Genomic DNA, 25,348 nt, shown 5'->3' with positions numbered 1-25,348 from the left:
ATGCCAATCGATCTAAAACTGCTGATCGAGCCCGTGAGCGAATCGTCGCCGTGCGGCGAGGACTTGCTGTTTTCTGCGGACTTCGACGCCATCCAGCACGCGCGCCGTTTCGACGATCCCTCGCTGGATCAGGGCGAGTGGGTGACGGACATCAAGGAAGCCGACTGGTCGTTCGTGGTCGCGCGCGCCTCGGCGCTGCTGGGCTCGCAGACGAAGGACTTGCGGCTCGCGGTGTGGCTGACTGAAGCGCTGGCGATGGAAGACGGCGTGCCCGGGCTCACGCAAGGCTATGCGCTCGTGACGGGTTTGTGCGAGCGGTACTGGGAGTATCTGCATCCGCTGCCGGAAGGCGACGACGCCGAATACCGTCTGGGCAATGTCGGCTGGCTCGTGGGGCGTACGGCTGAACTGCTGCGCGCAGCGCCGCTCACGCAGACGGGCGATAGCTCGTTCAGCGCGCTCGACTGGGAGGTCGCCACGCACGCGGCGCAGGCGGCGAAGCGCGACCCCGAACACGCGGACGACATCACGCGCGGCAAACCGGCCGTCGAGCAGATCGAGGCGAGCCGGCGGGCCACGCCCGCGCGCTTTTACGTGTCGCTGCTCGCGGAGTTGAGGGCGTTCGAAGACGCGATGCTGGGCCTCGAACGCGAGCTGGATCTGCGCGCAGGCGAAGTCGCACCGAGCTTTCGCAAGGCAAAAGACGCGTACGAGTCGGTGTATCGGCTGGCCGAGCGCTTCGCGCGCGAAGCCGGCGTGAACCCGGATGCGCCCGACGGTCAGGCGGCGCGGGAATCGAAGCAGGATCAGACGGCGGGTGCGCAGGAGCGTACCGAGCCGACATTCAAGACGCCGTTGCTGCACGAGGCTGCCGTGCCCACCACACTCGCTCCCGCATCACAGACCACGCACGTGTCGAACGTTGCGTACGCCGGCATTCAAAACCGCGCGCAGGCCGTGGCTCAACTGCGCGCGGTCGCGAAGTATTTCCGCAGCACCGAACCGCACAGTCCGGTGGCCTATCTCGCGGACAAGGCCGCCGAATGGGCCGACATGCCGCTGCACGAATGGCTTTCGACGGTCGTGAAGGACGACGGCTCGCTCTCGCACATTCGCGAGTTGCTGGGCATCAAGCCCGACGCGAACGGTTGAGGGTCGCAGCTGAGGAGCAGCGGGCGTTCGCTGTTCCTCGCGGCTCGCGCGCCGCGTGAAGAGGCGCCAGCGCCTCTTCACATAGGAGCCTCGCTGATCAGAGCCCCGCTCTGAATTCGATTCGCCGATTGCGGGCGCGGCCGTCGGTGGTGTCGTTCGAGGCGATGGGCTGATCGGGGCCCACGCCTGTCGTGCTCAACTGCTGCGGCGAGATGCCTCGCGCCACGAGGTAACCCTTCACCGCATCCGCACGCGCCTGGCTCAATGCAATGTTGGACGCCCGATTACCGAGGTTGTCGGTGTGGCCGATGATCTCGACGGTCTTCGTCGACATCTTCGAAAGTACCGTCGCCATCTGATCCAGAATCGCGCGGCCTTGCGGTGTGAGCGTCGCGCTGCCGGTTTCGAATTCGATAGTGCGGTTCGCGAGCGTGCGATCGAGCAGCCCTTGCTCGGATGCGCTCACACGCAGTCCGTTCTTGATGGTCCATGTGGGGTTCAGCGCGTTGGCCATGTCGCTTGCAAGCTGCTGGCGCTGCGCTTCGTTGCCCACTTCACCTTTCACGTCGATCTGCGTGCCGTCGATCTTGAGTTGCCCCTTGCTGATCTGCTTCAACTGCGGGCCGATCAGCTTCTGCACGTTCGTGCCCCAGTTGGGCGGCGTGGCGACGTTGCCCACTTCGATCTGATCGACCACGTTGGTCGCGCCATACGTGTCGCGCAGGCGTTGTAGCACGGCTGCCTTCGTGGCTTCATCCGGCACCTTGCCGCCTACCACGACCTGGCCCGGTGCCGTGTTCGCTGCGGGCGGCACATAGGTCGTGCCGCTGCCGGCCGAGGCGCCCGGGGTTGCTGCGGCGTTGATGCTGCCGCCCGTGCCTGTGGGCGCGCCTGTCGACGCGGGAGACTGCGGCGGCAGGATCGTCGTATGGATCTGCACGCCGCTGTTGTCCACGGGCGTGACGTTCGCCGGGCCGGCGTTGTCGGCGCGCGCCGGGCCAGCGGCGGCGAACAGCACGCAGGCCGCGGCGCATGCAATGGCGGCGGTGGACGGGCGCAAGGCGTGACGGTCGATGGCGCTCATCATGCGGTCATGCTGCGACGAACGCTTCGCGAAACGTGTCGATGGCCATACGCAACGAAAGCTGCGGTTGGTCGAGATAGCTGACAAGCTTGCTGATTCCATGGTCGTTCTGTGCATGAGCGTCGATCCACTCGGGATCGTCGATGTCGATGTTGTGCGCCGCGTACGCCTGCGGATCGACGACGCTGTGCAGCGTCTTCGCCGAGGCACCGTTGAAGCCCACCACGAGCCGCTCGCGCGAGGCGATCGTGCCGATGAAGATGGCCAGCTCGAAGTCGGCGTGCGCAACAAAGGGCGCAATCAGTTCGAGCCAGAACGCGGCAACGAGACTGCGATAGAACGGGTCTGTCGGCAGCGGCAGCGTGAGACCGCGCTCCAGATGCGACGAGCCGCTCGTCATCACGGGCCGCAGCAGCGAACCGAGCGCGAGCATCGCGCCGCGCAGTTTCACCGGGTGGCCGCTTGCGAGCAGCATCTGTTCGAGTCCGGCGAGCGTCTGGTGTTCCACGAAATCGTTGAAAGTGCCGTCGTGCGGGCTGCCGGGGCCTGCGCTCGTCTCGATGGGCACGAGCGTTTCGCCCAGCGCCTGGAGCGCGCCCGCCGGCTCGGAGGCGCCCAGCAGCGGTTTCATCTGCGCGGCCACACGTGACCAGAGCCGCGCAAACGCGAGCGGGCTACGCGCGAGAAACGCGAGCGGCTGGTTGACTTCGAGCGCCGTGGCGGCAAGGAACGGAAAGCGCCGCGACGACACGTCGTGGCTCGCCATCATGTGACCCGCAATGGCGAGCCGGCTGCGTGAGCCGAGAAACGCGAAGTGCATGGGCCGCGCGTCTTCGTAGACGATCTTCCAGCGCGGGTCTTCCGCGAGCAGCTCCATGGCTTGGGCGATCCAGTGGTCGAGCGTCTGGAGCAGTTGCGGGTTATGCGCGCTTTTCACGAAGTCGCCGCGCGACGGGATCTTGCCAAAGTAGGCGATCTGCGCCTCTACGGTTTGCGTCATTGCGCACTCCCCGAATGCGATGCTGCCGATACGACAGCGGATGACTGCGTGCCTGCGCCGGCGTTCGCGGCGGGTGCGACGCCCGGCGTGGCGACGCCCGACGCGGATGCTGCTCCGGCTGCCGGGACCGTCGGCGCGGTCAGCGCCGTGGCCGCGCTCACGTCGGCCACGGAGGAGGGCAGTCGCAGCCCACGCAGGCTTTGCTGCTGGGGCGCGTCGCCGGAGCCAGCGCTGCTGCCACCGCCGCCCGTCGGCTGCGAGCTGCTGATGATGCGCATGCTGACCGCCACGGTGACGTTGCCCTGCGTCCACGACAGATCGAACGTGCCGTCCGGGCGGCGCTTGCGTTGCGCCGAGTTGATGAGTTTTTCGAGACCGTAGCGTCCCGGCTCGTTCACGAGCTGCAGCGTGCGGCCGTCGAAGGTGGTCGCTGTGAGCGTGGCGCCCGGCGAGCCTTGCGGGTTCGGCCACACGAAGTTGGTCCATTGCGGCGGCGTGTTGCGGTAGCGCAGTTGCTGTCCGTCGATGGCGATCGTGTACTCCGTCGTGCCGGTGGCCGGCTGCGGCAGGATCTGGAATACGGTCTGCGGCTCGCTCGATGACTGGCCGCTGCCTGCCGCGCCGCCCGAAAGCGGCGCTACCCAGCGGGCGAAGCCGTTCGTGAAGTCGGGCGTGAGCGCGAGGCCCATGTCGCCCCATGTGCGTGCCGTGAGCGTGTCGCCGCGGCGTACCGCGAGCGGTCCGAGCGTCGTGCCAACAAACTTCGCAATGGCGCCGTCCGGCCCGAAGACCTGGGCGATCTCGCCCGCGCCGGCTTCGATCTTCGCGTCACCCGAGAACGGATACTTGTTCGCGAGCGAGGTCTGGAAGGTCTGGTACACCTGCGCGTTCCAGATCTTGTTGACTTCCACGGTAGCGGGTTGAATTACCACGGCGTAGGCCTGCATGAGCGGACGCACGAGCAGCGGGCGCAGCGCCTTGCGTTGCGAATCCGTGAGGCCCGTCAGCATCTGCTCGTCCACGAGCTTCAGCGAGTCGGCGAGTTCGGAGCCGTTGCCGTCCAGCGTCTGCTGCATGAGCTGACGCGCGCCCGGCCCCGGGTCGCCCTGGTTCTTCAGCACGTTGAAGCGCGTGCGCACCTTCGAGAGCGAATCCATGTAATTGCGCAGCAGCGACGTGCCCTCGTGCGTCTGCACGATGCGCGCGAGCCCGGTAAATTCCTGCCCGATGGGACCCATGGGCAGCTCGACCGGATTGCCGTTGATGTCGACGTTCGCTGTTTGCGCGGGCGCCGGAGCGCGCGAGAACAGGTTCTTGAACCAGCCCGTCACGCCGGCCTGCGCACTCTTCAACACGGTATTGGCAAGCGAGGGGTTATCCCACGACGTCTGGTCGTACGCGGTTTCCAGCACCTTGCGAATGGGCGAATCCTGCGGATCGCCCAGGCGGTTCATGGCGTCCACGGCCTGGTTGAAGCTGCCGAAGCTCTGCACGGCAATGCCCTGCATGAACTTCTGCCAGTGCTGCGCGTACTCGGTCTTGTACATCTGCACGAGCGCCTTCTGGATCTGCTCGGGGCTGCCTTCCAGCGTGAGGTCGTCGGTGGCCGAGGTGTTGAGCACCCAGTCCTTCGCCTGCAGTTCCTTCGTGGCGGCGTCGCGAATGGCGGGCTGCACGTACTGGAACCACGCTTCGCGCGTGAAGGTGCCCGGAATCGCGTAGCTGCCGGCCACGAGGCCGTTATTCGATTCGCCGACGATGCGCGCCACCGTCATTGGCGCAAAACGCGTGGAGGCACGTGCCTTGATTTCTTCGTAGACGCGCTGGCGTGCCGGCATGCCGCGCACCACGCGGCGCAGGTTTTCGCGGGTCTGGTCGACGAGCGCGAGGTTCTCGTCGATCATCGGCCAGTCGTCGTCGGTGACGCGCGAGAGGTAGAACGTGATCATGCGCTCGGCGCTGCGGATCATCTCGTCGCGCGGCATGTTGCCCCGGTTCGTTTCGAGCCAGCCGCGCCAGAATCGCGCGAGCTGGTCGGTGAGATGGGCCTGTTCCACGTGGCGCTTGTCCGAGAGCATGAGGTACGTCTTCAGCGCGTTGTAGGCGTCTTCGACGTTCGTGGGCGACGCGTCGCTATAGAGGCCGCCCTGGCTCGTGGAGGCCATCGCCGCGTGTGCGGAGACGGGCATTGCGCCGGATTCGGGCGCGCGCGTCATGGGCGCGAGCTGTTCGGGATGCGCGTTGACGTCCTTCAGGAACGACGCGAGGTTCTGCGAAACGGGCGTGAGCAGGATCTGCTTGACGCCGTTGTAGTACTCGGCGAGCAGATGTTGCTCCAGCCGGTCGCCCTGATACAGGCCGAGCGAAACCGAAAGCGGCTTGTCATGGCGGAACTGTTCGAGCTGCTCGATACGGTCTTCGAGAATGTCCATGGCCTGCAGGCGCGATTGCAGGTCGCTGCGGTTCTGCTGCAGGCGCACCACGTTATCGAGATCCGCCTGCACGTTGGCCGTGAGTTGCTGATTGCCGATGGTGGACCACGTCCAGCCGCCCAGCGCAAGCGCGAGCGCCGCGACGAAGCCGAAGAAGGTGGCGTAGCGCAGCCGTGTCTTCGCCGGGCTTGCGAACTGACGCACCGTTTGCTTGTCCGCGAAGATCACCTTGGAGAACAGGTCACGCAGGAAGAAGCCGTATCGCGAGACGGCGCCTTGCGGTTGCGGCAAGCCTTCCGCCGAGAGCCCGAAGCGGTTCGCGATGCGTTGCGCGGCGGCGCTGTTCGTTTCGCCTTCCTGCAATGCGCTCGTGAAATAGAAGCCGCGGAAGATGGGCTTGTACTGGAACGGGTTGTTCTCGAACAGCGTGGCGAGAAACGCGCGCAGCGCCGGCTTGATGGTGGAGAACTCGAGCGGAAAGCTCAGTTGCCCCGGCGAGAGCTTGTTGCCGCGGCTGATGGAGAGTTGCGCGACGCTGATCTCTTTCAGGCCTTCGTAGAGTTCTTCGAAACGTTCGTCGAAGAGCGCGACGATGTCGCGTTTCTCGTCGGGCTCGTAGGGCAGTGTGGCGCCCCACACGCGGTCGTATTCGTTGCGGTCGTTGCCGCCGAAGAATTCGCTGAAGCCCGTGATGAGGTCGGCCTTCGTGAACATCACGTAGACCGGCGCGAACACTTCAAGCTTCTCGGTAAGTTCCTGCACACGCTGACGCAGGTTCTTCGCGAGGTTGATTGCGAATTCGGGGCGATTGCCCGTGAGTTCCGCGATGCTCGCGGTCACGATGATGCCGTTGATGGGCGCCTTCGGACGGTGCCGCTTGAGCAGCGAGAGAAAGCCGAGCCATTCGCTGCGGTCTTCCTCGTGCACCGAATAGCGGCCCGCGGTATCGAGCAGGATGCCCTCGGTCGTGAAGAACCAGTCGCAGTTGCGCGTGCCGCCAATGCCGTGCACCACGGCGTTGTTCTTGTCGGCGAAGGGGAACTGCAGCCCCGAGTTCAGCACGGCGCTGCTCTTGCCCGCAGCCGGGTTGCCGATCACGATGTACCAGGGCAGCTCGTAAAGCGCCGAGCCGCCCGAGACCTGACCGATCTTGGACGTCTTGATGGTCTTGACCGCATCGATGAGGCGCGCGCGCAGCGTGTCGAGTTCGGCCTGACGTGCAGGCGGCGCGGCTGCTGCCGCGGCCTTGTCGGTCTCGGCCTGCTGTTCGAGCATTTCGCCCAGCTTGCGATTGGCGCGCCGTGCACGCAGGCGCCGCACGAGCCACACCACGAGCCATAGCGCGACGAGCGCACCCAGCACGAGCGCCGGCCATAGCGGCGGTAGATCGAGCAGGCTCGCGCCGACGAACAGGACCGCTGCGAGCGCGATGAAGCCGACGATCGTGAGCGTGCGTTTACTGGTCAACACGGTGAGAAAGCGTTGCATGGGTGCCGTTCAGTGCTGGTGATGTACTCGGTGTGGTGTGCTTTTCGAGCCGGTGGGCGCAGCGCGGATGGCATGCGGCCGCGTCGGCGTTCTGCTCAGCGGCGCTGGAGTCTCGCGAGCGTAGCGGGCCCCGGTTGCCGGATCGTGTCTGGATGGCGACAGATGCCGCCCGCAGCAACTGCATGGCGGTTATCGCAATTTCGTGAAGGAAAAATGACGAAGGGTTCGAAAGTCCCGTTTGCACAGGATTGAACGCGCCATTTCCTGGCGGTGGAAATTGTTAAATGCCCCATGCGCCCCCTTTCTTATGTCGTTTTCGCGCAATTTAGTGCGCGCGGCCCAATACGAACCCGGGCTTGTGATATTCGACGTGCCCCAGATCCATCATTTTCCAGCGGCCGCCCCATGTGAGACCGACCTGCTCGGCGGTCTGTCCGTACAACTCGTAGCCTCGCATGGCCCATGGATCTTTTTCTGAAATGACCAGCTTGCCGTCACGCAAAAAGGCATTGTCCGCGGCCAATCCATATTGGTGATAGCTCTGATACGCCGCGGCATTGGTCACGTTTCCCCCCATCTGCGCGAGCCGGTTTTGCCGTTCCGGGCTGCGATAGCCTTCCAGCAAGGCCATTTGATAACCGTATTGCTCATGCATGATCTTGTACACGAGCAATAAGCGCGTTCTGAAATCGGCGTCCAGCAGGTTCCAGTCGCGGCTCGCGTCCTGCAGCGCAGGCCGCACCTGCTCGACTTCCTGCGTGGCGAAGACCTCAGGCGGAAGCGGCGGCGGGGGCACGAGCTGCTCGCCATTCAGCAGGGCAGCGATTTTTTCGTCGGGCACCCGCACATTGTCGTCATATTGAAATAGCTGACGGCCTCTCAATGCAATTGCAATCAACGGCGGCGTGGCAAGAATACCTGTGGCAGTAAAAATCAGCAAGCGCCGGCGTATCAGCAAATTTTGCACGTCGACTAAAGTTGTTTGGGAAATTTTTGCCGATTTATGTAATTGCTCGCGAGTGCGCATTGCATGCGCTGATGCACGGCGCATCACGCGTCCGTGAATCTGGAAGGCCGCACCCAGAATGGATGCGCGCACTGCCGGCAAAAGGACCATTGCCGCGGCCAGCACGACGACAAGGAAATAGAAAGTAAGGACCGCTGCAATCAAGGTGCACCCCGCAATTTGCTGGCAATTGTATTTTGTAATGCGAGACTTTAGAATCAGCCTGCTCGCCAGGTTCGGACATTATTATCGCGGCGAATTAAACAAGGATTCAATGAGACAGCGAATGAGTGCGCCGGACAGCCCGAATTCCAGAACCCCGCCCAGCCTGCTTTCCGATACGGCTCCGGCAAGCGAAGCCAACGGTTCGCGCATCCTCGCGAACCTGGAAGGCCGTGTCGTACCTCCCGCAGAGAAGAAGCCGCCGCGCGCGAAGAAGCCGCTCGTGGTGGGCGGATTGCTGGTCGTGGCGCTGGCCGCAGTGGGCGCCTGGCAACTGCAAGGGCGCTACCAGACGCATCCTGCTGGCGCAGCGCAGGGTGACGCCGCGACTACTTCAGCGACAACTTCAGCAACAACTGCCGCGGCACAGGCGAGTGGCGCGAGCGCTGCTCAAACCACTGCGGCCAGCCCCGCGCCGGCTTCTGCGTCGCAAGCGGCAACCATCGTGGCCGACGATTCGGCGAGCGCACCGAATGCGTCAGGCGCGGCGTCGTCGCCGGACGTGGCATCGGCATCAGGGGCCGCCGACGGCAATCGCCTGTCCCGCGCCCTGGCGAATGGGGCTGAGGACACAGGCGCACCGGCCTCGGCCACCACGCTGGCGGTTGCGCCGGCGAAGAACGCGAAGTCTGCCTCTGCCGCTGCGCTTGCAGCGAACAGCAAGCAACATGAGACAGTCGCATCGCGCGGCAAACATGAGGCGCCGAGTGGCGGCCACCATGCGGCGAAACCGGTAGCCGTAGCACAGACGCAGAAGTCTCGCGACACGAAGGGCGGCAAGACCCACGACGACTCGGACGCGGACTTGCTGGCCGCGCTCGTCGCGCGCACGAAGCCGTCCACCGAGTCTGAGAAGGAAGCGCCTGCGAAGCCTGCGCAGTCGAAGCAATCTTCGGCGAAGCAGGCCAATGCGAAGGAAACCTCGAAGCAAGCCCCGACAAAAATCGCGGCATCGAACGCAGGCGATGTGCGCCTCGCGGAGCGCGTGAAGGAGTGCGGCCAGAAAGGCTTCTTCGAAGACCAGCTCTGTCGCTGGCGTGTCTGCGACGGGCATTGGGGTAAAGACCCGGCTTGCCCCACTGCCGCGACGACACGGCAGCCTTGACGCGCCCGCGCGGGTGCGCGGAACCGGTATCGCGCTACCGTTAGCTGTTCTTCAAACCCTCCGGATGTAGGAACGCCGCCCTGGTTGTTGTGCCCTCGCTCGGGCGCGCTGCAGGGCGGCTTCTGCTTCAGCGTCATCCGGTCGCGGTTCCGCGAGCTCTTCCGGATTCAGTTTTCTCCCCGTCGACAAGGCCACGCCCGAAACGCCCGCGTTGCCGGACTATTGCCATGTCACGCGAGGGCGCCGTCCTGGTGGCCCTCCAGCCGTCCCACTCCGCACGCTGCGCATTTCCTCTTGCGATTTGCATAGTCCTCCAGTACGATGCGCACAAAATCTAAATGCAAATGACTCGCATTTAGATTTTGTGCGCGGATCACCAGACCAACAAAGAGCGAATCGACAAAGCATGGGAACAGACTTCGGGGCTGTGCGGCACGCGGTGCCGGCGCAGAAGCGCAACCGGTGCGCGTGGCAAATCGCCTTGGCATTTTCCTGGCTCGCTGGCCAGCCTGCCTGGGCCGCGACGACAGCCGACAGTACGAATGCCGGTGTCTCAACGACGCCGTCCGCTGCGCCGGCGAGCGGTGCGAAGCAGGGCGACACCGTGCTACCTGCCGTGACGGTCAGCGCGGCGACGGCGGGGGAGTCCGAGCAGCATCTGGAAACGAAGGTCGCGACGGGCGCGCTCGGCAGCCGCTCGCAGCTCGATACGCCGTTCTCGACCACGGTAGTGGACGAAGAGGAACTGGCGGCGCTTCAGCCGGGCAAGCTCGGCGACATCTTCATGGGCGATGCCTCCGTCTCCGACAACTCCGACGCGAACAGCGCCTGGGCCAGCTACATCACCGTGCGCGGCTTGCAGCTCGACTGGCAGAACGGTTTCAAGATCGACGGCATGCCGTTCAACGGCTACGGCATCACGCTGCCTTACGAGCAGTTCGAGCGCGTGGAACTGCTGAAGGGGCTCTCCGGCTTCATGTACGGTTTCGCGACGCCGGGCGGCATCATCAACTACGTGACGAAACAGCCTGGCGCGACGCCTGTGCGTAGCGTCGACATCGGCTATCGCAACAACGGCGTGTTTAGCGAGCACGTGGATCTGAGCCAGCGCTTCGGCCCCGACCAGATGTTCGGTGCGCGCCTCAATGCCACGCACGAGGAGGGTAAGACCTATAACGAAGGCGAGTTGAATCGAAACTCGGTATCGCTCGCACTCGACGCTCAATTGACCCGCTCGCTCTCCGCCGATTTCAACCTGCTCTACCAGGAGCGCAGCGCGTCCAACCAGCCGCCGTCCATTTCGGTTGCGCAGTACACCGGCACGAGCCTGCCCGCGACGATCAGCGGCGGCAACGGGAATCTCAGCAGCGCAGGTCAGCATCTGAACACGAACCTGCAGCTCTATACCGGCGGCATTCATTACAAGCTCTCGCCGGACTGGACCGCGAGCCTCGTGTACAGCTATAGCACCGCGCGGCGAGATCGCAACGAAAGCACGCTTTATCTCGCGAACAGCTCGGGCGACTACACCGACTCGCGCTTCTACGGCATCGAAGCGCATCAGTACAGCCAGATGCAGGCGCTCGTGGAAGGCAAGGTGCGAACGGGCATGCTTGCGCATCAACTGGTGTTCGGTGCGTCGTGGCAAAAGCAGGTGAACTACTACGAAGACGGCAGCTTCTACGGCACCATCGGCACGGGCAACATCTATTCGCCGAACCTGAATGCCTACTATCCCTCCGTCAACGCAGGCACGTACCGCGCGAGCGACATCACGCAAAAGGCCCTGTTCGCGAGCGACACTGTGCAGATCACCGAACGCTGGTCCGTGCTCGCGGGCATTCGTTACACGAACTACGAGCAACGCGGATTCGATCTGACCGGCGGACAAACTTCGTCGTACGGCAAGAACGGCGTGATCACGCCATCGTTCGCGGTGATGTACAAGCTCGACCCGCGTACGACGGTCTACGCGAGCTATGTCGAGGCACTGGAAGCGGGCGCTTCCGTCGCATCGACGTACGCGAACGCCGGTGCGCTGCTCAACCCGCTACGCAGCAAGCAGTACGAAGTCGGCATCAAGACGGCGCACAATCGCTGGAGCGCAACGGCTGCATTGTTCCGCATTGAACGTGGCGCCGCCTATGCGAACAGCGCAAACGTTTATGTTCAGGATGGCGAATCGATCTATCAGGGTCTCGAAGTTGCGGGCGCCGCGCAGATCGGCTCGCAGTGGAACGTCGGCGGCAGCATGATGCTGCTCGACTCCTGGTACGCGAAAGGCAGCACCTACAACGGTAACCGCGTGGCGGGTGCGCCGCGCTTCGTGGTGGCAGGACATGTGGGTTACATCGTGCCCGCCGTGCCGGGGCTCGAGCTTGGCGTCGATGCGAAGTTCACCGGCAACACGTCGCTGCGCGAGGCGGGCGACCTGAGTGCAGCGGGCTTCCTGCTCGTCAATCTGGGTGCGACCTATCGCACACGCGTCGGCGCTCACGACGTCACGCTGCGCGCCGCGCTCGACAACGTGTTGGGCCGCCGCTACTGGGAATTCCAGTACGCCGACTACGTGAAGCCGGGCGATCCGCGCACGATCAGCCTGAACGCGAAGATCGATTTCTGAGCGGCGTCGAGATGTCCGTGAGACCCATCCTGGTTCGCCTGCATCGCTGGTTCGGGCTTGGAACAGCGGTATTCCTGTTCCTCTCGGGACTCACGGGCTCGATCATCGCCTGGCATCGCGAACTGGATGCTGCGCTCAACCCCGCGTTCTTTTATGCCCACACGTCCGGGCCAGCGTTACCGTCGCTCGAACTGGCGAAGCGCGTTGAAGCCGCGGACCCCCGCTTGCGCGTGACCTGGCTTCCGCTTGCAGCGGAGCCGGGGCGCACGTTGCAAGTGCTCGTCGCGCCGCGAAACGATCCTCATACCGGCAAGCCCTACGCGCTCGACTTCAATCAACTGGCTATCGATCCCGCCACGGGCGCGGTTCAGGGCCGTCGCGAATGGGGCGCGTTGTCGCTTTCGCGGCTCAATCTGCTGCCGTTCCTCTACGAACTGCACTACACGCTCTATCTGCCCGGCACGGCGGGCGGCCTGGCGACAGGCGTATGGCTCCTGGGTTTTGTCGCCATCGTATGGACGCTTGATAGCGTCATCGCGTTGATGCTCACGTTTCCCAGCTTCAAGACATGGCGCAAGTCGTTCGCGTTTCGCGTGCGTCGCGGCGGTTACCCGCTGGCCTTCGACGTGCATCGCTCGGGCGGCGTGTGGGTATGGGTGTTGTTGGGCGTGATCGCTGTCACGTCGATATCGATGAACCTCAGGGAGCCGGTTGTGCGCCCTGTGTTGTCGATGTTCTCCACGCTGGCGCCCGAGCCGGAGAGCGAAGCGAAGCCCTCAGCCCAGCCGCAGCCAGCGACCTTGAGTCGCGAACGCGTTCTCGAACTTGCGAGCGCCGCTGGGCGGCAGTTGAAGCTGCGCGCGGCGCCAGGCGGACTCTTCTTTTCACCGGATCGCAACTACTACGCGGTGGGCTACTTCGCCCCCGGTGACGACTACGGCGACTATCACCTTGGCAACGCCTGGACCTATTGGGATGCCACGACCGGAACGCAGATTGCGCGTACCGTGCCGGGCGTGGGCAGCGCAGGCGACCTCTTTCTGCAGGCGCAGTTTCCGCTGCATTCGGGGCGGCTGTTCGGTACGGCAGGGCGCATCGCCATCAGCTTCATGGGCGTCATGGTCGCGACGCTGAGCGTGACGGGCATCCTGATCTGGATAAGGAAGCGGGCAGGGCGGCGGGCAGCCGCGTTGCAGACGAGGCGCGAGGGCAAAGCGAGGCGAGCGAATCCGCAACGCGATGAACGACCAAGCGACGAGCGACGCATCAACGCGCCACATGCGGCAGAACCCGCACAGAAATAACCCGGCGAGAAGCGTTCACACACCCTTGCTACGCTCAGCATGAGCGACGACGGCCCTGCCGACCTCGTGCATCCAGACCACACACGCTTACGTCATCGAGTTTCCGCGCGGCGTGTTCTCCGTCGCATTCCCATACAGATCGCCCGTTTTTCCGTTGACGATCCGCTGTGCCATTTCGTTCAGATCGACGCTGTCGTTGCGCGCGAGCAGCACATAAGCGAGCTTGTTGGCACGCCACGTCACGGTCTTCATTTCGCCTACTTGCTGCGTGCGAAGCGGGGCGTCGCCGTGCGTATCTTCAATCACGCAGAGTGCCACCGGGTCGCCGCGTTCAGGCAGATACACCATCTGAATCAGCGGACGGTTGTGGTAGTAGAGCACCTGCACGCGCTTGAACTTGAGTCCTGCCTCGCGCAGGTCGGGCACACGAATCGGCATGCCCTGGCGCTGGCTCAGGTCCGTGAGAATCTGCTCGGTGGCGGTGTGGTCTTCCTTGAGGCTTGCTACCGTTTCGCGACCGTAGAGCACCTGATAGTCGGCCACGCTACGCACCCACGGATCAACGCCGGCGTGCAGCGCATTCCCGCTCGCGAAATACGCGGTCAACACACCGGAGCAGATCGCGCCCGCGACGAACGCTGCGGCGAGCCACGGCATCTGCGTGCGGCGAGCCGGCCGTGTTGCGCGTTGCGGCGGCGTGCTCACGCTCACGAGTTCGTCGATGCGGCGCGTGAGGCTCTGCGGCACGGGCGGCAGATGCTGGCGCTCGTAGGCCGCGCGATACGGCAGGCACGATGCGCGCAACGCCGCCACGCGTACCGACAGATCGGGCGAATGCGCGACGGCGGCTTCCACCTCGGCGCGCTGCTCGGGCGGCAGTTCGCCGTCCACGTACAACATCAGCAACGTATCGTCGACGTTCGTCATAGTGCTTCCCCCTTGCGGGTGGAGGCTGGCGCCTGTACCCCGAATTGTTGTCCGACCGTCAGCCTCGCGCGCGAGAGCCGGCTCATGATGGTGCCGATCGGCACGTCCAGCACCTCGGCGGCTTCGCGATAGCTGAGTCCTTCGATGGCCACCAGCACCATGACCACACGCTGCGCGTCCGGCAGCGATTCCACCGCGCGAATGACCTGGCGGTGCATGAGATCGACTTCGGGGTTGTGTCCAGAGGGGTCGGCGAACGACTCGATCTCGTCGTCCTGCCAGTCCATGCTGCCGCGGCTGCGAATGGAGCGCGAGCGCAGTTCGTTGAGCCACGTCGAATGCACGATCGAAAACAGCCAGCTGAGTGCCGACGTGCCAGGCTGAAGCTGATTTCTTCGTTCGAGGGCGCGAACGCACGCACGCTGCACCAGGTCTTCGGCGTCGTGCTGGTTCTGCGTGAGGCGCAGCGCGAACCGCCACAGCCGCGGAAGCAGCGTGGGCAGCACGGCTGGCAGGTCGTCGTCGTTCATCGAATCGTTCCGGTATCGGTCACGCGCGTACCGGAATAACAGACAGGACGAAGAATTATTCCACGCGAGCCGCGAAATTTTGGGCGGGGACTTCGCGACGCGAAGGGACCGATCTTGAAGTGATGATTGAAGGGGATATGTAAGGCGCCGCCGAAGTGCACGAGCGCAACGGCGCGCGACGCCCTGCGGCACGCGCCGATCACAAACGGCTTAGCGCGTACCCGTCCGCATTTCGCGATATTCGCGGCGCACGATGTCCATCAACTCCGCCACCGACGTGCTCGCGCAATCGCGTTCGTAAGTCACGCGGCCGCGCTGCATCAGCATGATGCGATCGGCAATGTCGAGCGTTTGCGCGTAGTTGTGCATGATCATCGCGATCGAAAGGTTGCCCTTTTTCTTGAGCCGCATGATGAGGTCGATGATGAGTCCCGCCTCGCGGGCGCCCATGGCGGCGAGGGGTTCGTCTAGCAGCAGGATGCGCGCGTTCGAATTGACCGCGCGCGCCACGGCAATGGCCTGGCGCTGGCCACCCGAAAGCTGCTCCACAGGCAGGTCCACCGAAGGCACGTGTACGCCGATATCTTCGAGGCACTCGGCCGCGCGAAGGCGCATGGCGCGGTTATTGAGCAGACGCAGCGGGCCGCGATGCACGATCTCGCGGTTCAGGAACATGTTGTGATAAATGCTCAGCGAGTTCGCAAGCGCGAGATCCTGGTAGACGCATTCAATGCCGAGCGCGCGCGCGTGGTCCACGGAGCGCAGCTCCGTTTGCTCGCCGTGCACGAAGAGCGTGCCGCTCGTCTGCGGATGAAAGCCCGTGAGGATCTTCATGAGCGTGGACTTGCCCGCGCCGTTGTCGCCGAGAATGCCGAGAATCTCGCCCTGGCCGAGGCGGATGTTCACGCCGTCCAGCGCCGTGACCGCGCCGAAGCGCTTCACGATGTTTTCGCCGCGCAGCGCATCCACGGTTGCCGCCGCCGTAACCGGAGTCGTAGCGGTGTCCGTCATCACAGCTCTCCTTTGCGCGCAAGCCGCATGACGTGGATGTTGATGATCATCGCGGCCAGAATGGCGGCGCCCAGAATCATGTTGAACGTGAACGCGTTGATGCCGATGAGCGTGAAGCCGTCGTTGAGAATGCCGAGCACCGCCGCGCCGATGAAGCCGCCGATGATCGTGCCCGAACCGCCCGCGAGCGGCGTGCCGCCAATCACCGCGGCTGCCACGGCGAGGAACATGATCTGGTTGCCGCCTGCCTGCGGGTCGATCGAACTGATGCGAAAGCCTTCCAGAATGCCCGTAAAGCCCGCCAGCAGCGCGGCAATGATGAAGTTGCCGAGCTTGAGCCGGCGGATCTGGATACCGGCCTCGCTCGCCCCCAGCGGATTGGCGCCCGCCGCAATGGTGTGCAGGCCCCAGCGCGTGTAGCGCAGCGTGACGTGCATCACGAGCGCAATCGCCACGGCCCAGATGATTTCGCTGTAGCCCCACGCACCCATGAACGAAGCGAACGCTTCGCCCTCGGGCGGCGTCACGGGCGTGCCGCGCGAAATGGTCAATGTGAAGCCGTTGACGAAGAAGAGCGTGCCCAGCGTAGTGACGAACGATGGAATGCGCAGATACACCGTCATGGCGCCATTCACGAAGCCCACCGCCGCGGCTGCAAGCACGCCGGCGAGCACCGCCGCCCACGCGGGCGCACCGGCCTCGCTCGCGAAATGCATGACGAAAGGGGCAAACGCAAACACCATGCCGGCCGAGAGATCGATTTCGCCGCCGATCATCAGCATGATTTCGCCGCACGCGATGATGGCCGCGGGCGCGATGAACTGCGAAAGGTTCTGCAGGCTCGCGCCTGTCAGAAGGAAGTCGCGGTTCATGAATTCGAAATAGGCGCTGAGAATCAGCGCCACCACGAAGATGCGCGTCTCGCTCGAACGTGCAATCGTGCCCAGCCGCCGTTGCGGCCGGGCACTGCTGGTCTGTCTGTCAGCCACGGAAGACATTACGACTTGATCCCGCCGCTGCGCGGCACGATTTGCGCCTTGGTGCTCTTGCCTTCATAGCGCGTCGACGTATTGAGATAAGGCTCGACCGTGCCCTTCGTCACGAACTTGAGACCGGTATTGATGTTGGCCGGGCCAACCAGCCCACCGGACGCGAGGAACACGAACGCCTCCAGAACAGTATAGAAGCCCTGCACGTAGGGTTGCTGGTCGATCGTGAAGTCGAGCACGCCTTCGTGAATCAGTTGCACGGTGCGCGGCAGCAGGTCGAAGCCGCCGCCGTGTACGCCCTTCGACTGAAGATTCGATTCCTTCATGACTTCGGCCACGCCCTGCGTGCTGCCCGCGTCGACGGCGAACATGCCTTTCAGATTCTGGTGGCCGAGGTAGAACGACTTGATCTTCGAGAGTTCCTCGTTGACCGTCGCGCCCGTGGCGATGGTTTGCGCATCGATGTTCTTGCCCGACTTCTTGATGGCCGCCATCGCGCCGTCGAGACGCGGCTGGATGTTGAGCTGCCCAGGCGTAGCGATGAAGAGCGCGACGAGTCCGCTGTCGATCAGGCTCACAATGCGCTCGCCCATCTGATACCCGGACAGATACAGATCCTGACCGATGTACGCAAGACGCGGATTTGTTGTACCCGAAGGGGCGTCCGCGTTGTACGCGAACACAGGGATGCCGGCGTCGAGCGCGTTCTGAATGGGTTTGTCGAAGGCTTTCGGATCGACAATGGGCACGGCGATCGCGTCGGCTTTTGCTGCAACGGCCGCATTCAGTGCATTCACCATTTCGCTGACGTCGGCATTGGCGGACCCGGTCCATTGATAGTCCATGCCGAATATCGCAGTCGCGTCCTGAATGCCATATTGCGTTGGCACAAAGAAAGGATTTGTCGTCACGTGATTGACGAATACGATTTTCCACCGCTTATGACCTGGAAATGGCGCAGCTTCCGCCGCCTGTGCCGGCGAAATTGCACCGCCAAGCAATGCCATTGCCGTGGCGAGCCCTGTTCCCAGTGCGGCTCCCTGCAATAGTCCGCGCCGGGAGTCGTTCACCTGATCCGCGTCGTCACGCTTTTGCGCCATGATGGTCTCCTGTTTCCGTCGTGTTGAGTGTCGTATCGTCAACGGCGGCGCAAGCTCGGAAGAGAGCAGGCACCGGGCATCACAACTTCCTGCGGCGGCCGCCGGCCTGTCGCTCATGCGTGGGTGGTGGGACGGGCTGCGGCGTGGAAAAAATGCTATATCAGGCGGTTTTGTCCAATAATCGCGGTATACCCTTAACTAGTCGGACTATTTTTATGGAGCTTTCTATATAGTGGGGTTTCAGTATTTCAATTGCCTACAATGGTAATACTATAGATATTTTTCTAGATATTGGGAAAACGCAGAAAAAGACTGGATTGCGCGTCCGCCCGCTTAATGAAGCTTTCGAAATGAAATAAAGGCGGGCAACCCGTAGACATATCGCGCTACGGCGAATATCCGCGTTTGCGCAGGCCACAAAAGGAAGGGCCGGTGCTGCGCTATGGGTATAGCACAGCACCGGCCCATGCAGCGGACCTAACCTTGCGTGTTTACTTCATGTACGGCGCAATCAGCGAAAGGTCTGCGGCGCCCAGGCGATCGCTTGCCGTTTGCATCTGGTGCCAGTACGGGTAGAGCAGGGGGGGCTGGCTGACCTTGTCGAGTCGCTCGCGCTCTTCCGCGGTGAGCTTGAGATTGGCCGCGCCCAGGTTGTCGCGCAATTGCGCTTCGTTGCGTCCACCGATGATGACGGACGCCACCGCGGGACGCCCCAGCAGCCACGCGAGCGCGACCTGTGCCGCCGAAACGCCGCGCGCGCCCGCAATGTCGACGAGCACGTCGACAATGGACCACAACCGTTCCTGATCGCGAATGGGCGGCTCTTTCCAGCCTGCAAGCTGACGCGTGCCTTCCGGCGTGACGTCGCGACGATGTTTGCCCGACAGCAGGCCGCCCGCCAGCGGACTCCACACGAGAATGCCGAGCCCCTGGTCAAGCGAGATGGGCACGAGTTCGTATTCCGCTTCGCGCGCTTCGAGCGTGTAGTGAATCTGCTGGCTTACGAAGGCCGGCAGACGATCGCGCGCGCTGACGCCGAGCGCTTTCATCAGGTGCCAGCCCGAGTAGTTCGAGCAACCTACGTAACGCACCTTGCCTTGACGAACGAGCAGATCCAGCGCTTCGAGCGTTTCTTCGAGCGGCGTCACGCCATCCCATTCGTGCACCTGATACAGGTCGATGACGTCGGTCTTGAGGCGCCGCAGGCTTGCCTCGCAGGCCTCGATCAGATGGTGGCGCGAGAGGCCGCGATCGTTCGGGCCATCGCCCATCGGAAAGCGTGCTTTGGTGGCGATGAGCACGCCGCTCTTGCGTTTGCCGCCCAGCGCTTCGCCCACGATCTCTTCAGACGCGCCGTTCGAGTACACGTCTGCCGTATCGATCAGATTGACGCCTGCGTCGAGGCACATGTCGATCTGGCGGCGCGCTTCGTCGAGTCCCACTGTGCCGACGTTCGCGAATTTGCCTTTGCCGCCCATCGTCATCGTGCCGAGTGTGAGGCTCGATACCTTGAGGCCGGAACGGCCCAACTGGCGATATTCCATGATGAAACTTTCTCCGCTTGAGGGGTTACCGTGATTGCGGCCGACGCGCGACCGATTGCGTAAGGAATTCCATGACGATATAGAACATCGACCTATCGTTCCAATGGAAAAATGTGCTTAAATTAAGCGCGATTTTCGATTAATCCTGCATTCATTCCGCTTTCACTTTGCGAGGCGCAGCGTGGACCTGAAGCAACTGGAGCATTTCGTTGCCGTTGCCGAAGAGCGGCATTTCACGCGTGCCTCACAGCGCGTGAACGTGGTGCAGTCCGGCCTTTCAGCTTCCATTCGCGCACTCGAAGAAGACCTGGGCGGTCCGCTCTTCGTGCGCAGCACGCGTCGTGTCGCACTCACGGCTGCGGGCGAAGTCCTGCTCGAAGAAGCACGCCGCGTGCTCGCGGCCGCGCGCGAGGCGCGCCACGCCGTGACGCAGGTGCATGGGCTTGCGCGTGGGCGGCTCAGCATTGGCGCCATTCACGGTCTTGCCCCTTTCATCGATTTGCCCGCATCGCTGGGCCGTTTTCGCGCGGCATTCAGCGGCATCGACATCGAGCTCACGCTCGACGGCTCACGCACGCTGATCGACGACGTTCGCGAAGGCCGCATGGACATCGCGTTCACGCAACCCGCCGTGCCGATTCCCGATGACCTCGGACTGCGCATGTTCGCGTGCGAGGGCATGGTGGTGGTGTGCGGGGCGCGCCATCGCCTTGCCGGCGCGCATGGATTGAGCCTGTCCGATCTGGCCGGAGAGACCTTCGCAGACCTGCGTCCCGAATGGGGCATGCGCCGGCTCGTGGACCGCGCCTTCGCGGCAGCGGGACTGCATCGGCACATCGGTTTCGAGGTCAACGACATTCCCATGCTGCTGGATCTCGCGGCCGAAGGGCTGGCCATTGCGATGGCGCCCGAATCCGTGGCCGCCGCGCGAATGCGCGAGACGCGTGGCGCACCCATTGCCACGGCAGCACTCAACGAGGCCGACGAGCCGTGCTGGGAACTGGCAGCCGTGTTCAAGGGCAAAGAGGGCGAACCCGCAACGCCTGTGGCGCGCGCTTTTCTCGACATGCTCGGTCTGCCCGAGGTGGCTGCGTAACGACGTCTTTTGGCTTCTTTCGTTTCACCCGCCACACTTTTCGCGCGCGCATTTCGCGACATCAATCGCCGCATCTCAGACGGCATCTCGAACCGCCCCACATGTCGCCATCGATGCATATAGGGCAAGGCAAACACGCGTTCTGCCCACGGTAAAGCGAGCTTCGCTGTCGTGCTCCATGTCGCTGTGAAGCATCCTCGCTGCATCCTCACCGGTCCGCGTATTCCCCATTGCAGCCGTTTTTTTTCCATGAAACACTGCGCTCTATCTGCTGTACCGGACGATGATCCGGTATATCGGACAGCGCGGCGACCAACCTTGATCTCGTCGCCGAACGCATCGTGCGCCTCATGCGGCGGTCTGCTTGTGCCCGTCTTTTTGCACGTATTCGCATGGGATTCTTTACTCCGTATCGGGATCGAAAAATGAAACACGTCAGAGTGAGCGCGAAGTTCGCCGGTTTGTTCGTCGTAGCGGGTCTGCTCGCTCTGGCAGGCTGCACGAAAGTGGCAAGTCCCGGCGAAGGCGCCGCCGCGGCCAGCGGCTCCGCGTTGCAAGGCGTGTTGCAGCGCGGCACGCTGCGCGTGGGCGATTGCCTCACGTTCGCGCCGTTCGGCTTCTACAACAAAGACGGACAACCCGATGGCTACGACGTCGACCTCGCAAAGGAACTGGCGAAGGAAATGGGCGTAAAGCTCGAGATCGTGAACACGACCAGCGCGAACCGCATTCCGAATCTGCAGACCGACAAGGTGGACGTGGTGTTCTGTAACTTCACGCGCAACCTGGAGCGGGCGAAGGAGATCGCGTTCACCACGCCTTATGTGGTGGCGAGCGAGGCGTTGCTCGTGAAGAAGAGCAGCGGCATCAAGTCGGTGAAGGACATGTCGGGCCGCACTATTGCCACCGTGAAGGGGTCGACCAACGGCGACGAAGTGCGGGCACTCAACATCCCCGTCAAGATTCAGGAGTACGACAGCTCGCAGGCGGCCATTCTCGCCGTGAAGCAGGGCCAGGCCGACGCGATGATCGAAGACAACAACTTCCTCGCGTACCAGGCGAAGCTCGACCCGGACCTCGCCGTGACGGACGAAGCACTCGTGCCGCTCGAATACAACGCGTTCGGCGTGAAGGCCGGCGACCAGCAGTGGCTCAACTACCTGAACCTGTTCCTCTTCAACATCAACGCGTCGAAGCTCAATGCACAGCTGTACAAGAAGTGGTTCGGCGTCGATCCGCGCTATCCGCTCAACCCGCAGTTCTGAGCATAGCGTGCGGCACGCGCAGAGGGAGGCGAGATGAGTTACCAATGGCTGACACTATGGGGCTATGTGCCCGAGTTCGTGCGGGCCGCATGGCTCACGCTGCAGGTGACGCTGCTCGCCTTCTGTCTTGCGTTGGCGTTGGGTCTCGTGACCGCGCTTGCGGCCGGTTCGCGTGCACGTGTGCTGCGTTTCGCCGCGAGCGGCTACATCGAGGCGATCCGCAACACGCCGGTGCTGTTGCAGATCTTCATCGTATTTTTCGGCCTGCCGTCGCTCGGCGTGAATCTCGATGCGTACACGGCGGGCGTGATTGCGCTCGGTGTGAACGTCGGCGCCTACATGGCCGAGGTGTTTCGCGCGGGCATTCAGTCCGTGCCGCGCGGGCAGATCGAGGCCGCCGGCATTCTCGGGCTGGAGCGGCCGCAGATCTTCATGGACGTCGTGTTGCCGCAAGCCGCGCGCGCCGTGTATCCCGCGATCGTCAATAACCTGATCCAGCTGTTGCTGGGCACTTCGTTGTTATCGGCCATCGCATTGCCCGAACTCACCGGGACGGCAACGGTCATCAACTCGCGCACGCTGCTCTACATCCAGACCTTCGCGGTGACGCTGGTGGCGTATCTCGTGCTCAGCAATGCGCTCTCGTGGATTGCCGGGCGTATCGGTGCCCATCTGTTCCATCCGCCGCTCGTGGCTCCCCGTCGTGCGCGTCGCGTGCTGCCGCTGTTGCGCGAGCCGAACCGCACGCGAGCGGGCTAAACGGAGACACTACATGTCAGCCGATCTGTTGATGTCCAGCCTCTCTATCCTGCTGCAGGGCCTGCTCATGACGCTCGCGCTTTCGGCCGCGTCCATCGCGGGCGGAACGGCGATCGGGCTCGTGGCGGCCGTGCTGCGCGCATTCGGCCCGTGGGGCACGGCCCGCGTCGCAAAGCTCTACGTCGAGCTTTTTCGCGGCACGCCGATACTCATCACGCTGATGTTCATCTACTTCGGCGTGTCGTACTTCGGCTATGCAATCGATGTGTTTGCCGCGGGCGTGGTGGGCCTGAGCATCTATCAGGGTGCGTACATTGCCGAGGTGTTCCGCTCGGGCATCGAAGCCGTGCCCAGAGGGCAGTGGGAAGTCTCGCAGATTCTCGGGCTCACGAAGACGCAGGCGTTTTTCTCCGTCGTGCTGCCTCAGACCGGCAAGATCGTGCTGCCGCCGCTCGTGGGCCAGTATCTTTCGCTCGTCAAGGACACGTCGATCGTCAGCATGATCGGCATGTCGGAACTCATGCACGGTGGGCAGGCCATCGTGGATCGCATCGGTCAGCCCGTGCAGATCTACGGCCTCGTCGCCGTGCTTTATTTCGTTGTCTGCTTCCCGCTCTCGCAGTGGGTGCGTCGCCACGATCGAAGGAGGCTGCCGTCATGACCACCGCGACTGCATCGAAACCTGTCATTAATCTCACGGGCGTCAGCAAGTCGTTCGGCGCCACGCAGGTGCTCAAGGACGTGAATCTGGACGTGCGGCCCGGCGAGGTGCTGGTGCTCATCGGCGCTTCGGGTTCCGGCAAGAGCACCGTGTTGCGCATCATGAGCGGTCTCGAAACCGCGGATGCCGGCGAGGTCTGGGTCAACGAGGTGCCGCTGCACGACGCACGCCGCGCGAAGGAAATTCGCGGGCACGTGGGCATGGTGTTTCAGCAGTTCAACCTGTTTCCGCACAAGACGGCGCTCGGTAACGTGACGCTCGCGCTCATCAAGGCACGCGGCATGAACCGTGAAGAGGCGAACCGGCGCGGCATGGAAGCGCTGGACCGCGTGGGTCTTGCCGATCGCGCGGCGCACTATCCGAGCCAGCTTTCCGGCGGGCAGCAGCAACGCGTGGCGATTGCGCGCGCGCTCGCGGTGGAGCCTGGCATCATGTTCTTCGACGAGGCCACCTCCGCGCTGGACCCGGAACTGGTGGGTGAAGTAACCGACGTCATGCGCGGCCTCGCACGCGAAGGCATGACGATGGTCGTAGTCACCCACGAAATGGGTTTTGCGCGCAAGACCGCTGACCGCGTGGTGTTCATGGACAAGGGCGTGATTGCGGAGCAGGGCGCACCCGAGCAGATTTTCGTGAACCCGCAGAACGAACGTACGCGGCAGTTTCTGCATCGCGTGCTGGACCACTGAAACGGCACGGCGCACATGCGCGTGCCGGGCGCTGCGGGCAGGCGCCTCGACAACATCGAATCGACACACGACACACATGGCCGAGAAAGACGAAGGAATCTCCGCGCCCGCATCGTCGCGGGCACGAGGCGTGGAACGCATCATCGACATCTTCAGGCAACTGCACACTGCCCGACGACCCATGACCATGCGCGAGCTGATCGAGGCAACCGGTGCGCCGCGCTCGAGCATCTACGAACTCGTGGCCATTTTCTCCGAGGCCGGCTGGCTCGAACTGAGCGGCGACGGCAGCGTGTTCTTCGGCCGCGAAATGCATTACTTCGGGGCGGACTACGCCGCGCACAACGACCTGATCAGCCGCGCGCATCAGTCCATCTTGTCGCTCGTGCGCAAGCACGATGAAACGGCGCAACTGTGCACGCTGGAAGGCAACAAGTACACGGTGATGCTCTCTGAGAGCAGCTCGCGGCCGTTCAACATCAGTTCCGACATCGGCGTGAAAGTGCCCATTCCATGGACCGCGACGGGCCGCCTGCTGCTGGGCCACCTGAGCGTCAACGAGATTCGCGCGCTGATTCCCGACGAAGACTTCGTGCTGGAAAACAGCACGCGCATTGCGTTCGACGACTTCCTGCGCGACGTACAGCACGCCGACGCACAAGGTTATTGCTGCACGGAAGGCCTCTCGCATACATTCCGGCTCTGTATGGCCGCGCCGATTCGCGACCGCGCGGGCACTGCGGTTGCGGCGCTGTGCTTCATGACGAGCCGCGACACGGACCCGAAGAAGCGCGAGCTGATGCTCGAGGACCTGATCAAGTCGGCAAAGGCTCTATCGGAGCCTTATTCGCGGCTGTAACGCAAACCTGCATCGAGCAATGGAGCGCAGCGACATGGAAGACACGACGCGGTTCTGGATGGTGGAGGGCGCGCCGACGCCCGTGGGCCCTTTCTCGCATGCCACGGAGAGCGATGGCTGGATCTTCGTCACCGGCCAGATGCCCACTTCGCCGGACGACGATAGCGCGCCATTGCCCGAAGGCGTTGTGGCGCAGACACGGCGTGTCATGGACAACCTCGTCATCGTGCTGGAAGGGCTGGGTCTCGGCCTCGAACACGTGGTGTCGACGCGCATCTTTCTTACCGAGTTCAAGCGCGACTACGCCACCATGAACGCGACTTACGCCAGCTATTTTCCCAAGGGCAGACTGCCGGCGCGAACCTGCATCGGCGTGACAGGTCTTGCGCGCGATGCGCTGGTCGAGATCGACTTCATTGCGCGTCGGCCGGGCTGATGACGT

The 25,348-nt window shown here is 63.4% G+C and carries 21 protein-coding genes; 11 read left to right on the top strand and 10 right to left on the bottom strand.

The annotated features are described in order from the left end of the window. Entirely contained in the window at nucleotides 1-1,152 is a 1,152-nt protein-coding gene (tssA, locus tag PXJ20_RS22120) for a type VI secretion system protein TssA (protein ID WP_421031177.1), read from the top strand. Nucleotides 1,153-1,249: 97 nt separating this feature from the next. On the opposite strand, the gene PXJ20_RS22115 is transcribed toward tssA, so the two are convergent. The 4 genes from PXJ20_RS22115 to PXJ20_RS22100 form a co-directional block, all read right to left on the bottom strand. Continuing rightward, complete coding sequence (locus tag PXJ20_RS22115; protein WP_421032597.1) at nucleotides 1,250-2,236, bottom strand: OmpA family protein; 987 nt, start codon at nucleotides 2,234-2,236, stop codon at nucleotides 1,250-1,252. A gap of 7 nt (nucleotides 2,237-2,243) precedes the next feature. After that, entirely contained in the window at nucleotides 2,244-3,236 is a 993-nt protein-coding gene (gene tagF, locus PXJ20_RS22110) for a type VI secretion system-associated protein TagF (RefSeq protein WP_017777327.1), read from the bottom strand. Beyond that, nucleotides 3,233-7,156 carry a type VI secretion system membrane subunit TssM gene (gene tssM, locus PXJ20_RS22105; protein WP_017777328.1) on the bottom strand — a complete coding sequence of 1,308 codons (3,924 nt, stop codon included), beginning with the start codon at nucleotides 7,154-7,156 and terminating at the stop codon, nucleotides 3,233-3,235. The genes tagF and tssM overlap by 4 nt, the downstream gene beginning before the upstream one ends. Before the next feature lie 325 nt (nucleotides 7,157-7,481). After that, the gene (locus PXJ20_RS22100; RefSeq protein WP_026121951.1) at nucleotides 7,482-8,327 is read right to left on the bottom strand and encodes a M15 family metallopeptidase; all 846 of its coding nucleotides are present in this window, start codon (nucleotides 8,325-8,327) and stop codon (nucleotides 7,482-7,484) included. 121 nt (nucleotides 8,328-8,448) lie between these two features. On the opposite strand from PXJ20_RS22100, the gene PXJ20_RS22095 reads away from it, so the two are divergent. The 3 genes from PXJ20_RS22095 (at nucleotide 8,449) to PXJ20_RS22085 (ending at nucleotide 13,416) form a co-directional block, all read left to right on the top strand. Continuing rightward, nucleotides 8,449-9,489 (top strand): hypothetical protein, encoded by a 1,041-nt coding sequence (locus tag PXJ20_RS22095; RefSeq protein ID WP_421031176.1) that lies wholly within the window; start codon nucleotides 8,449-8,451, stop codon nucleotides 9,487-9,489. Nucleotides 9,490-9,895: 406 nt separating this feature from the next. Beyond that, nucleotides 9,896-12,112 carry a TonB-dependent siderophore receptor gene (locus tag PXJ20_RS22090; RefSeq protein WP_421031175.1) on the top strand — a complete coding sequence of 739 codons (2,217 nt, stop codon included), beginning with the start codon at nucleotides 9,896-9,898 and terminating at the stop codon, nucleotides 12,110-12,112. 11 nt (nucleotides 12,113-12,123) lie between these two features. Further along, on the top strand, nucleotides 12,124-13,416 hold the full coding sequence (locus tag PXJ20_RS22085; protein WP_421031174.1) for a PepSY-associated TM helix domain-containing protein: 1,293 nt from the start codon (nucleotides 12,124-12,126) through the stop codon (nucleotides 13,414-13,416). Nucleotides 13,417-13,503: 87 nt separating this feature from the next. Here the strand turns inward: PXJ20_RS22085 and PXJ20_RS22080 are convergent, their stop codons facing one another. From PXJ20_RS22080 to PXJ20_RS22055, 6 genes are all read right to left on the bottom strand, one after another. Next, nucleotides 13,504-14,343 carry an anti-sigma factor family protein gene (locus tag PXJ20_RS22080; RefSeq protein ID WP_017777333.1) on the bottom strand — a complete coding sequence of 280 codons (840 nt, stop codon included), beginning with the start codon at nucleotides 14,341-14,343 and terminating at the stop codon, nucleotides 13,504-13,506. Continuing rightward, nucleotides 14,340-14,873, bottom strand: coding sequence for an RNA polymerase sigma factor (locus PXJ20_RS22075; RefSeq protein ID WP_017777334.1), 534 nt, complete (start codon nucleotides 14,871-14,873; stop codon nucleotides 14,340-14,342). Before PXJ20_RS22075 ends, PXJ20_RS22080 begins: the two co-directional genes overlap by 4 nt. A gap of 210 nt (nucleotides 14,874-15,083) precedes the next feature. Next, complete coding sequence (locus PXJ20_RS22070) at nucleotides 15,084-15,884, bottom strand: ATP-binding cassette domain-containing protein (RefSeq protein WP_126876533.1); 801 nt, start codon at nucleotides 15,882-15,884, stop codon at nucleotides 15,084-15,086. Further along, a complete protein-coding gene (locus tag PXJ20_RS22065; protein WP_126876532.1) occupies nucleotides 15,884-16,882 on the bottom strand; it encodes an ABC transporter permease in 999 nt (332 codons plus the stop codon). Before PXJ20_RS22065 ends, PXJ20_RS22070 begins: the two co-directional genes overlap by 1 nt. After that, nucleotides 16,882-17,973, bottom strand: a complete 1,092-nt coding sequence (locus tag PXJ20_RS22060) for a sugar ABC transporter substrate-binding protein (RefSeq protein WP_017777337.1) — start codon at nucleotides 17,971-17,973, stop codon at nucleotides 16,882-16,884. Before PXJ20_RS22060 ends, PXJ20_RS22065 begins: the two co-directional genes overlap by 1 nt. 491 nt (nucleotides 17,974-18,464) lie before the next feature. Next, on the bottom strand, nucleotides 18,465-19,517 hold the full coding sequence (locus PXJ20_RS22055) for an aldo/keto reductase (protein WP_017777338.1): 1,053 nt from the start codon (nucleotides 19,515-19,517) through the stop codon (nucleotides 18,465-18,467). 181 nt (nucleotides 19,518-19,698) lie between these two features. Between PXJ20_RS22055 and PXJ20_RS22050 the strand changes: the two genes are divergently transcribed. The 7 genes from PXJ20_RS22050 to PXJ20_RS22020 all read left to right on the top strand — a co-directional run bounded on the left by PXJ20_RS22050 (nucleotide 19,699) and on the right by PXJ20_RS22020 (nucleotide 25,342). Then, nucleotides 19,699-20,613 (top strand): LysR family transcriptional regulator, encoded by a 915-nt coding sequence (locus tag PXJ20_RS22050; protein WP_017777339.1) that lies wholly within the window; start codon nucleotides 19,699-19,701, stop codon nucleotides 20,611-20,613. 425 nt (nucleotides 20,614-21,038) lie between these two features. Then, nucleotides 21,039-21,878: a transporter substrate-binding domain-containing protein gene (locus PXJ20_RS22045; protein WP_421031173.1), complete on the top strand. Its 840-nt coding sequence runs from the start codon at nucleotides 21,039-21,041 to the stop codon at nucleotides 21,876-21,878. Nucleotides 21,879-21,911: 33 nt separating this feature from the next. Next, nucleotides 21,912-22,637 (top strand): amino acid ABC transporter permease, encoded by a 726-nt coding sequence (locus PXJ20_RS22040; RefSeq protein WP_421031172.1) that lies wholly within the window; start codon nucleotides 21,912-21,914, stop codon nucleotides 22,635-22,637. Nucleotides 22,638-22,650: 13 nt separating this feature from the next. Beyond that, nucleotides 22,651-23,298, top strand: a complete 648-nt coding sequence (locus tag PXJ20_RS22035) for an amino acid ABC transporter permease (RefSeq protein ID WP_421031171.1) — start codon at nucleotides 22,651-22,653, stop codon at nucleotides 23,296-23,298. Further along, the gene (locus tag PXJ20_RS22030; protein ID WP_421031170.1) at nucleotides 23,295-24,047 is read left to right on the top strand and encodes an amino acid ABC transporter ATP-binding protein; all 753 of its coding nucleotides are present in this window, start codon (nucleotides 23,295-23,297) and stop codon (nucleotides 24,045-24,047) included. The genes PXJ20_RS22035 and PXJ20_RS22030 overlap by 4 nt, the downstream gene beginning before the upstream one ends. Before the next feature lie 76 nt (nucleotides 24,048-24,123). Continuing rightward, nucleotides 24,124-24,906: an IclR family transcriptional regulator gene (locus PXJ20_RS22025; protein WP_233411454.1), complete on the top strand. Its 783-nt coding sequence runs from the start codon at nucleotides 24,124-24,126 to the stop codon at nucleotides 24,904-24,906. A gap of 34 nt (nucleotides 24,907-24,940) precedes the next feature. After that, nucleotides 24,941-25,342, top strand: coding sequence for a RidA family protein (locus PXJ20_RS22020; RefSeq protein WP_421031169.1), 402 nt, complete (start codon nucleotides 24,941-24,943; stop codon nucleotides 25,340-25,342). The last annotated feature ends 6 nt before the right edge of the window (nucleotides 25,343-25,348 follow it).

Origin of the sequence: Paraburkholderia sp. A1RI_3L, from assembly GCF_048957895.1 — a bacterium.
Classification (GTDB): domain Bacteria; phylum Pseudomonadota; class Gammaproteobacteria; order Burkholderiales; family Burkholderiaceae; genus Paraburkholderia; species Paraburkholderia kururiensis.
Note: the sequence above shows the minus strand (reverse complement) of the source record. Positions and strands in the feature narration are given on the sequence as shown.

What these genes read in the sequence shown, in the direction of transcription:
- tssA (WP_421031177.1), top strand. Translation starts at nt 1, where the DNA reads ATGCCAATCGATCTAAAACTGCTGATCGAGCCCGTGAGCGAATCGTCG.
- PXJ20_RS22115 (WP_421032597.1), bottom strand. Translation starts at nt 2,236, where the DNA reads ATGAGCGCCATCGACCGTCACGCCTTGCGCCCGTCCACCGCCGCCATT.
- tagF (WP_017777327.1), bottom strand. Translation starts at nt 3,236, where the DNA reads ATGACGCAAACCGTAGAGGCGCAGATCGCCTACTTTGGCAAGATCCCG.
- tssM (WP_017777328.1), bottom strand. Translation starts at nt 7,156, where the DNA reads ATGCAACGCTTTCTCACCGTGTTGACCAGTAAACGCACGCTCACGATC.
- PXJ20_RS22095 (WP_421031176.1), top strand. Translation starts at nt 8,449, where the DNA reads ATGAGTGCGCCGGACAGCCCGAATTCCAGAACCCCGCCCAGCCTGCTT.
- PXJ20_RS22090 (WP_421031175.1), top strand. Translation starts at nt 9,896, where the DNA reads ATGGGAACAGACTTCGGGGCTGTGCGGCACGCGGTGCCGGCGCAGAAG.
- PXJ20_RS22085 (WP_421031174.1), top strand. Translation starts at nt 12,124, where the DNA reads ATGTCCGTGAGACCCATCCTGGTTCGCCTGCATCGCTGGTTCGGGCTT.
- PXJ20_RS22080 (WP_017777333.1), bottom strand. Translation starts at nt 14,343, where the DNA reads ATGACGAACGTCGACGATACGTTGCTGATGTTGTACGTGGACGGCGAA.
- PXJ20_RS22075 (WP_017777334.1), bottom strand. Translation starts at nt 14,873, where the DNA reads ATGAACGACGACGACCTGCCAGCCGTGCTGCCCACGCTGCTTCCGCGG.
- PXJ20_RS22070 (WP_126876533.1), bottom strand. Translation starts at nt 15,884, where the DNA reads ATGACGGACACCGCTACGACTCCGGTTACGGCGGCGGCAACCGTGGAT.
- PXJ20_RS22065 (WP_126876532.1), bottom strand. Translation starts at nt 16,882, where the DNA reads ATGTCTTCCGTGGCTGACAGACAGACCAGCAGTGCCCGGCCGCAACGG.
- PXJ20_RS22060 (WP_017777337.1), bottom strand. Translation starts at nt 17,973, where the DNA reads ATGGCGCAAAAGCGTGACGACGCGGATCAGGTGAACGACTCCCGGCGC.
- PXJ20_RS22055 (WP_017777338.1), bottom strand. Translation starts at nt 19,517, where the DNA reads ATGGAATATCGCCAGTTGGGCCGTTCCGGCCTCAAGGTATCGAGCCTC.
- PXJ20_RS22045 (WP_421031173.1), top strand. Translation starts at nt 21,039, where the DNA reads ATGAAACACGTCAGAGTGAGCGCGAAGTTCGCCGGTTTGTTCGTCGTA.
- PXJ20_RS22040 (WP_421031172.1), top strand. Translation starts at nt 21,912, where the DNA reads ATGAGTTACCAATGGCTGACACTATGGGGCTATGTGCCCGAGTTCGTG.
- PXJ20_RS22035 (WP_421031171.1), top strand. Translation starts at nt 22,651, where the DNA reads ATGTCAGCCGATCTGTTGATGTCCAGCCTCTCTATCCTGCTGCAGGGC.
- PXJ20_RS22030 (WP_421031170.1), top strand. Translation starts at nt 23,295, where the DNA reads ATGACCACCGCGACTGCATCGAAACCTGTCATTAATCTCACGGGCGTC.
- PXJ20_RS22025 (WP_233411454.1), top strand. Translation starts at nt 24,124, where the DNA reads ATGGCCGAGAAAGACGAAGGAATCTCCGCGCCCGCATCGTCGCGGGCA.
- PXJ20_RS22020 (WP_421031169.1), top strand. Translation starts at nt 24,941, where the DNA reads ATGGAAGACACGACGCGGTTCTGGATGGTGGAGGGCGCGCCGACGCCC.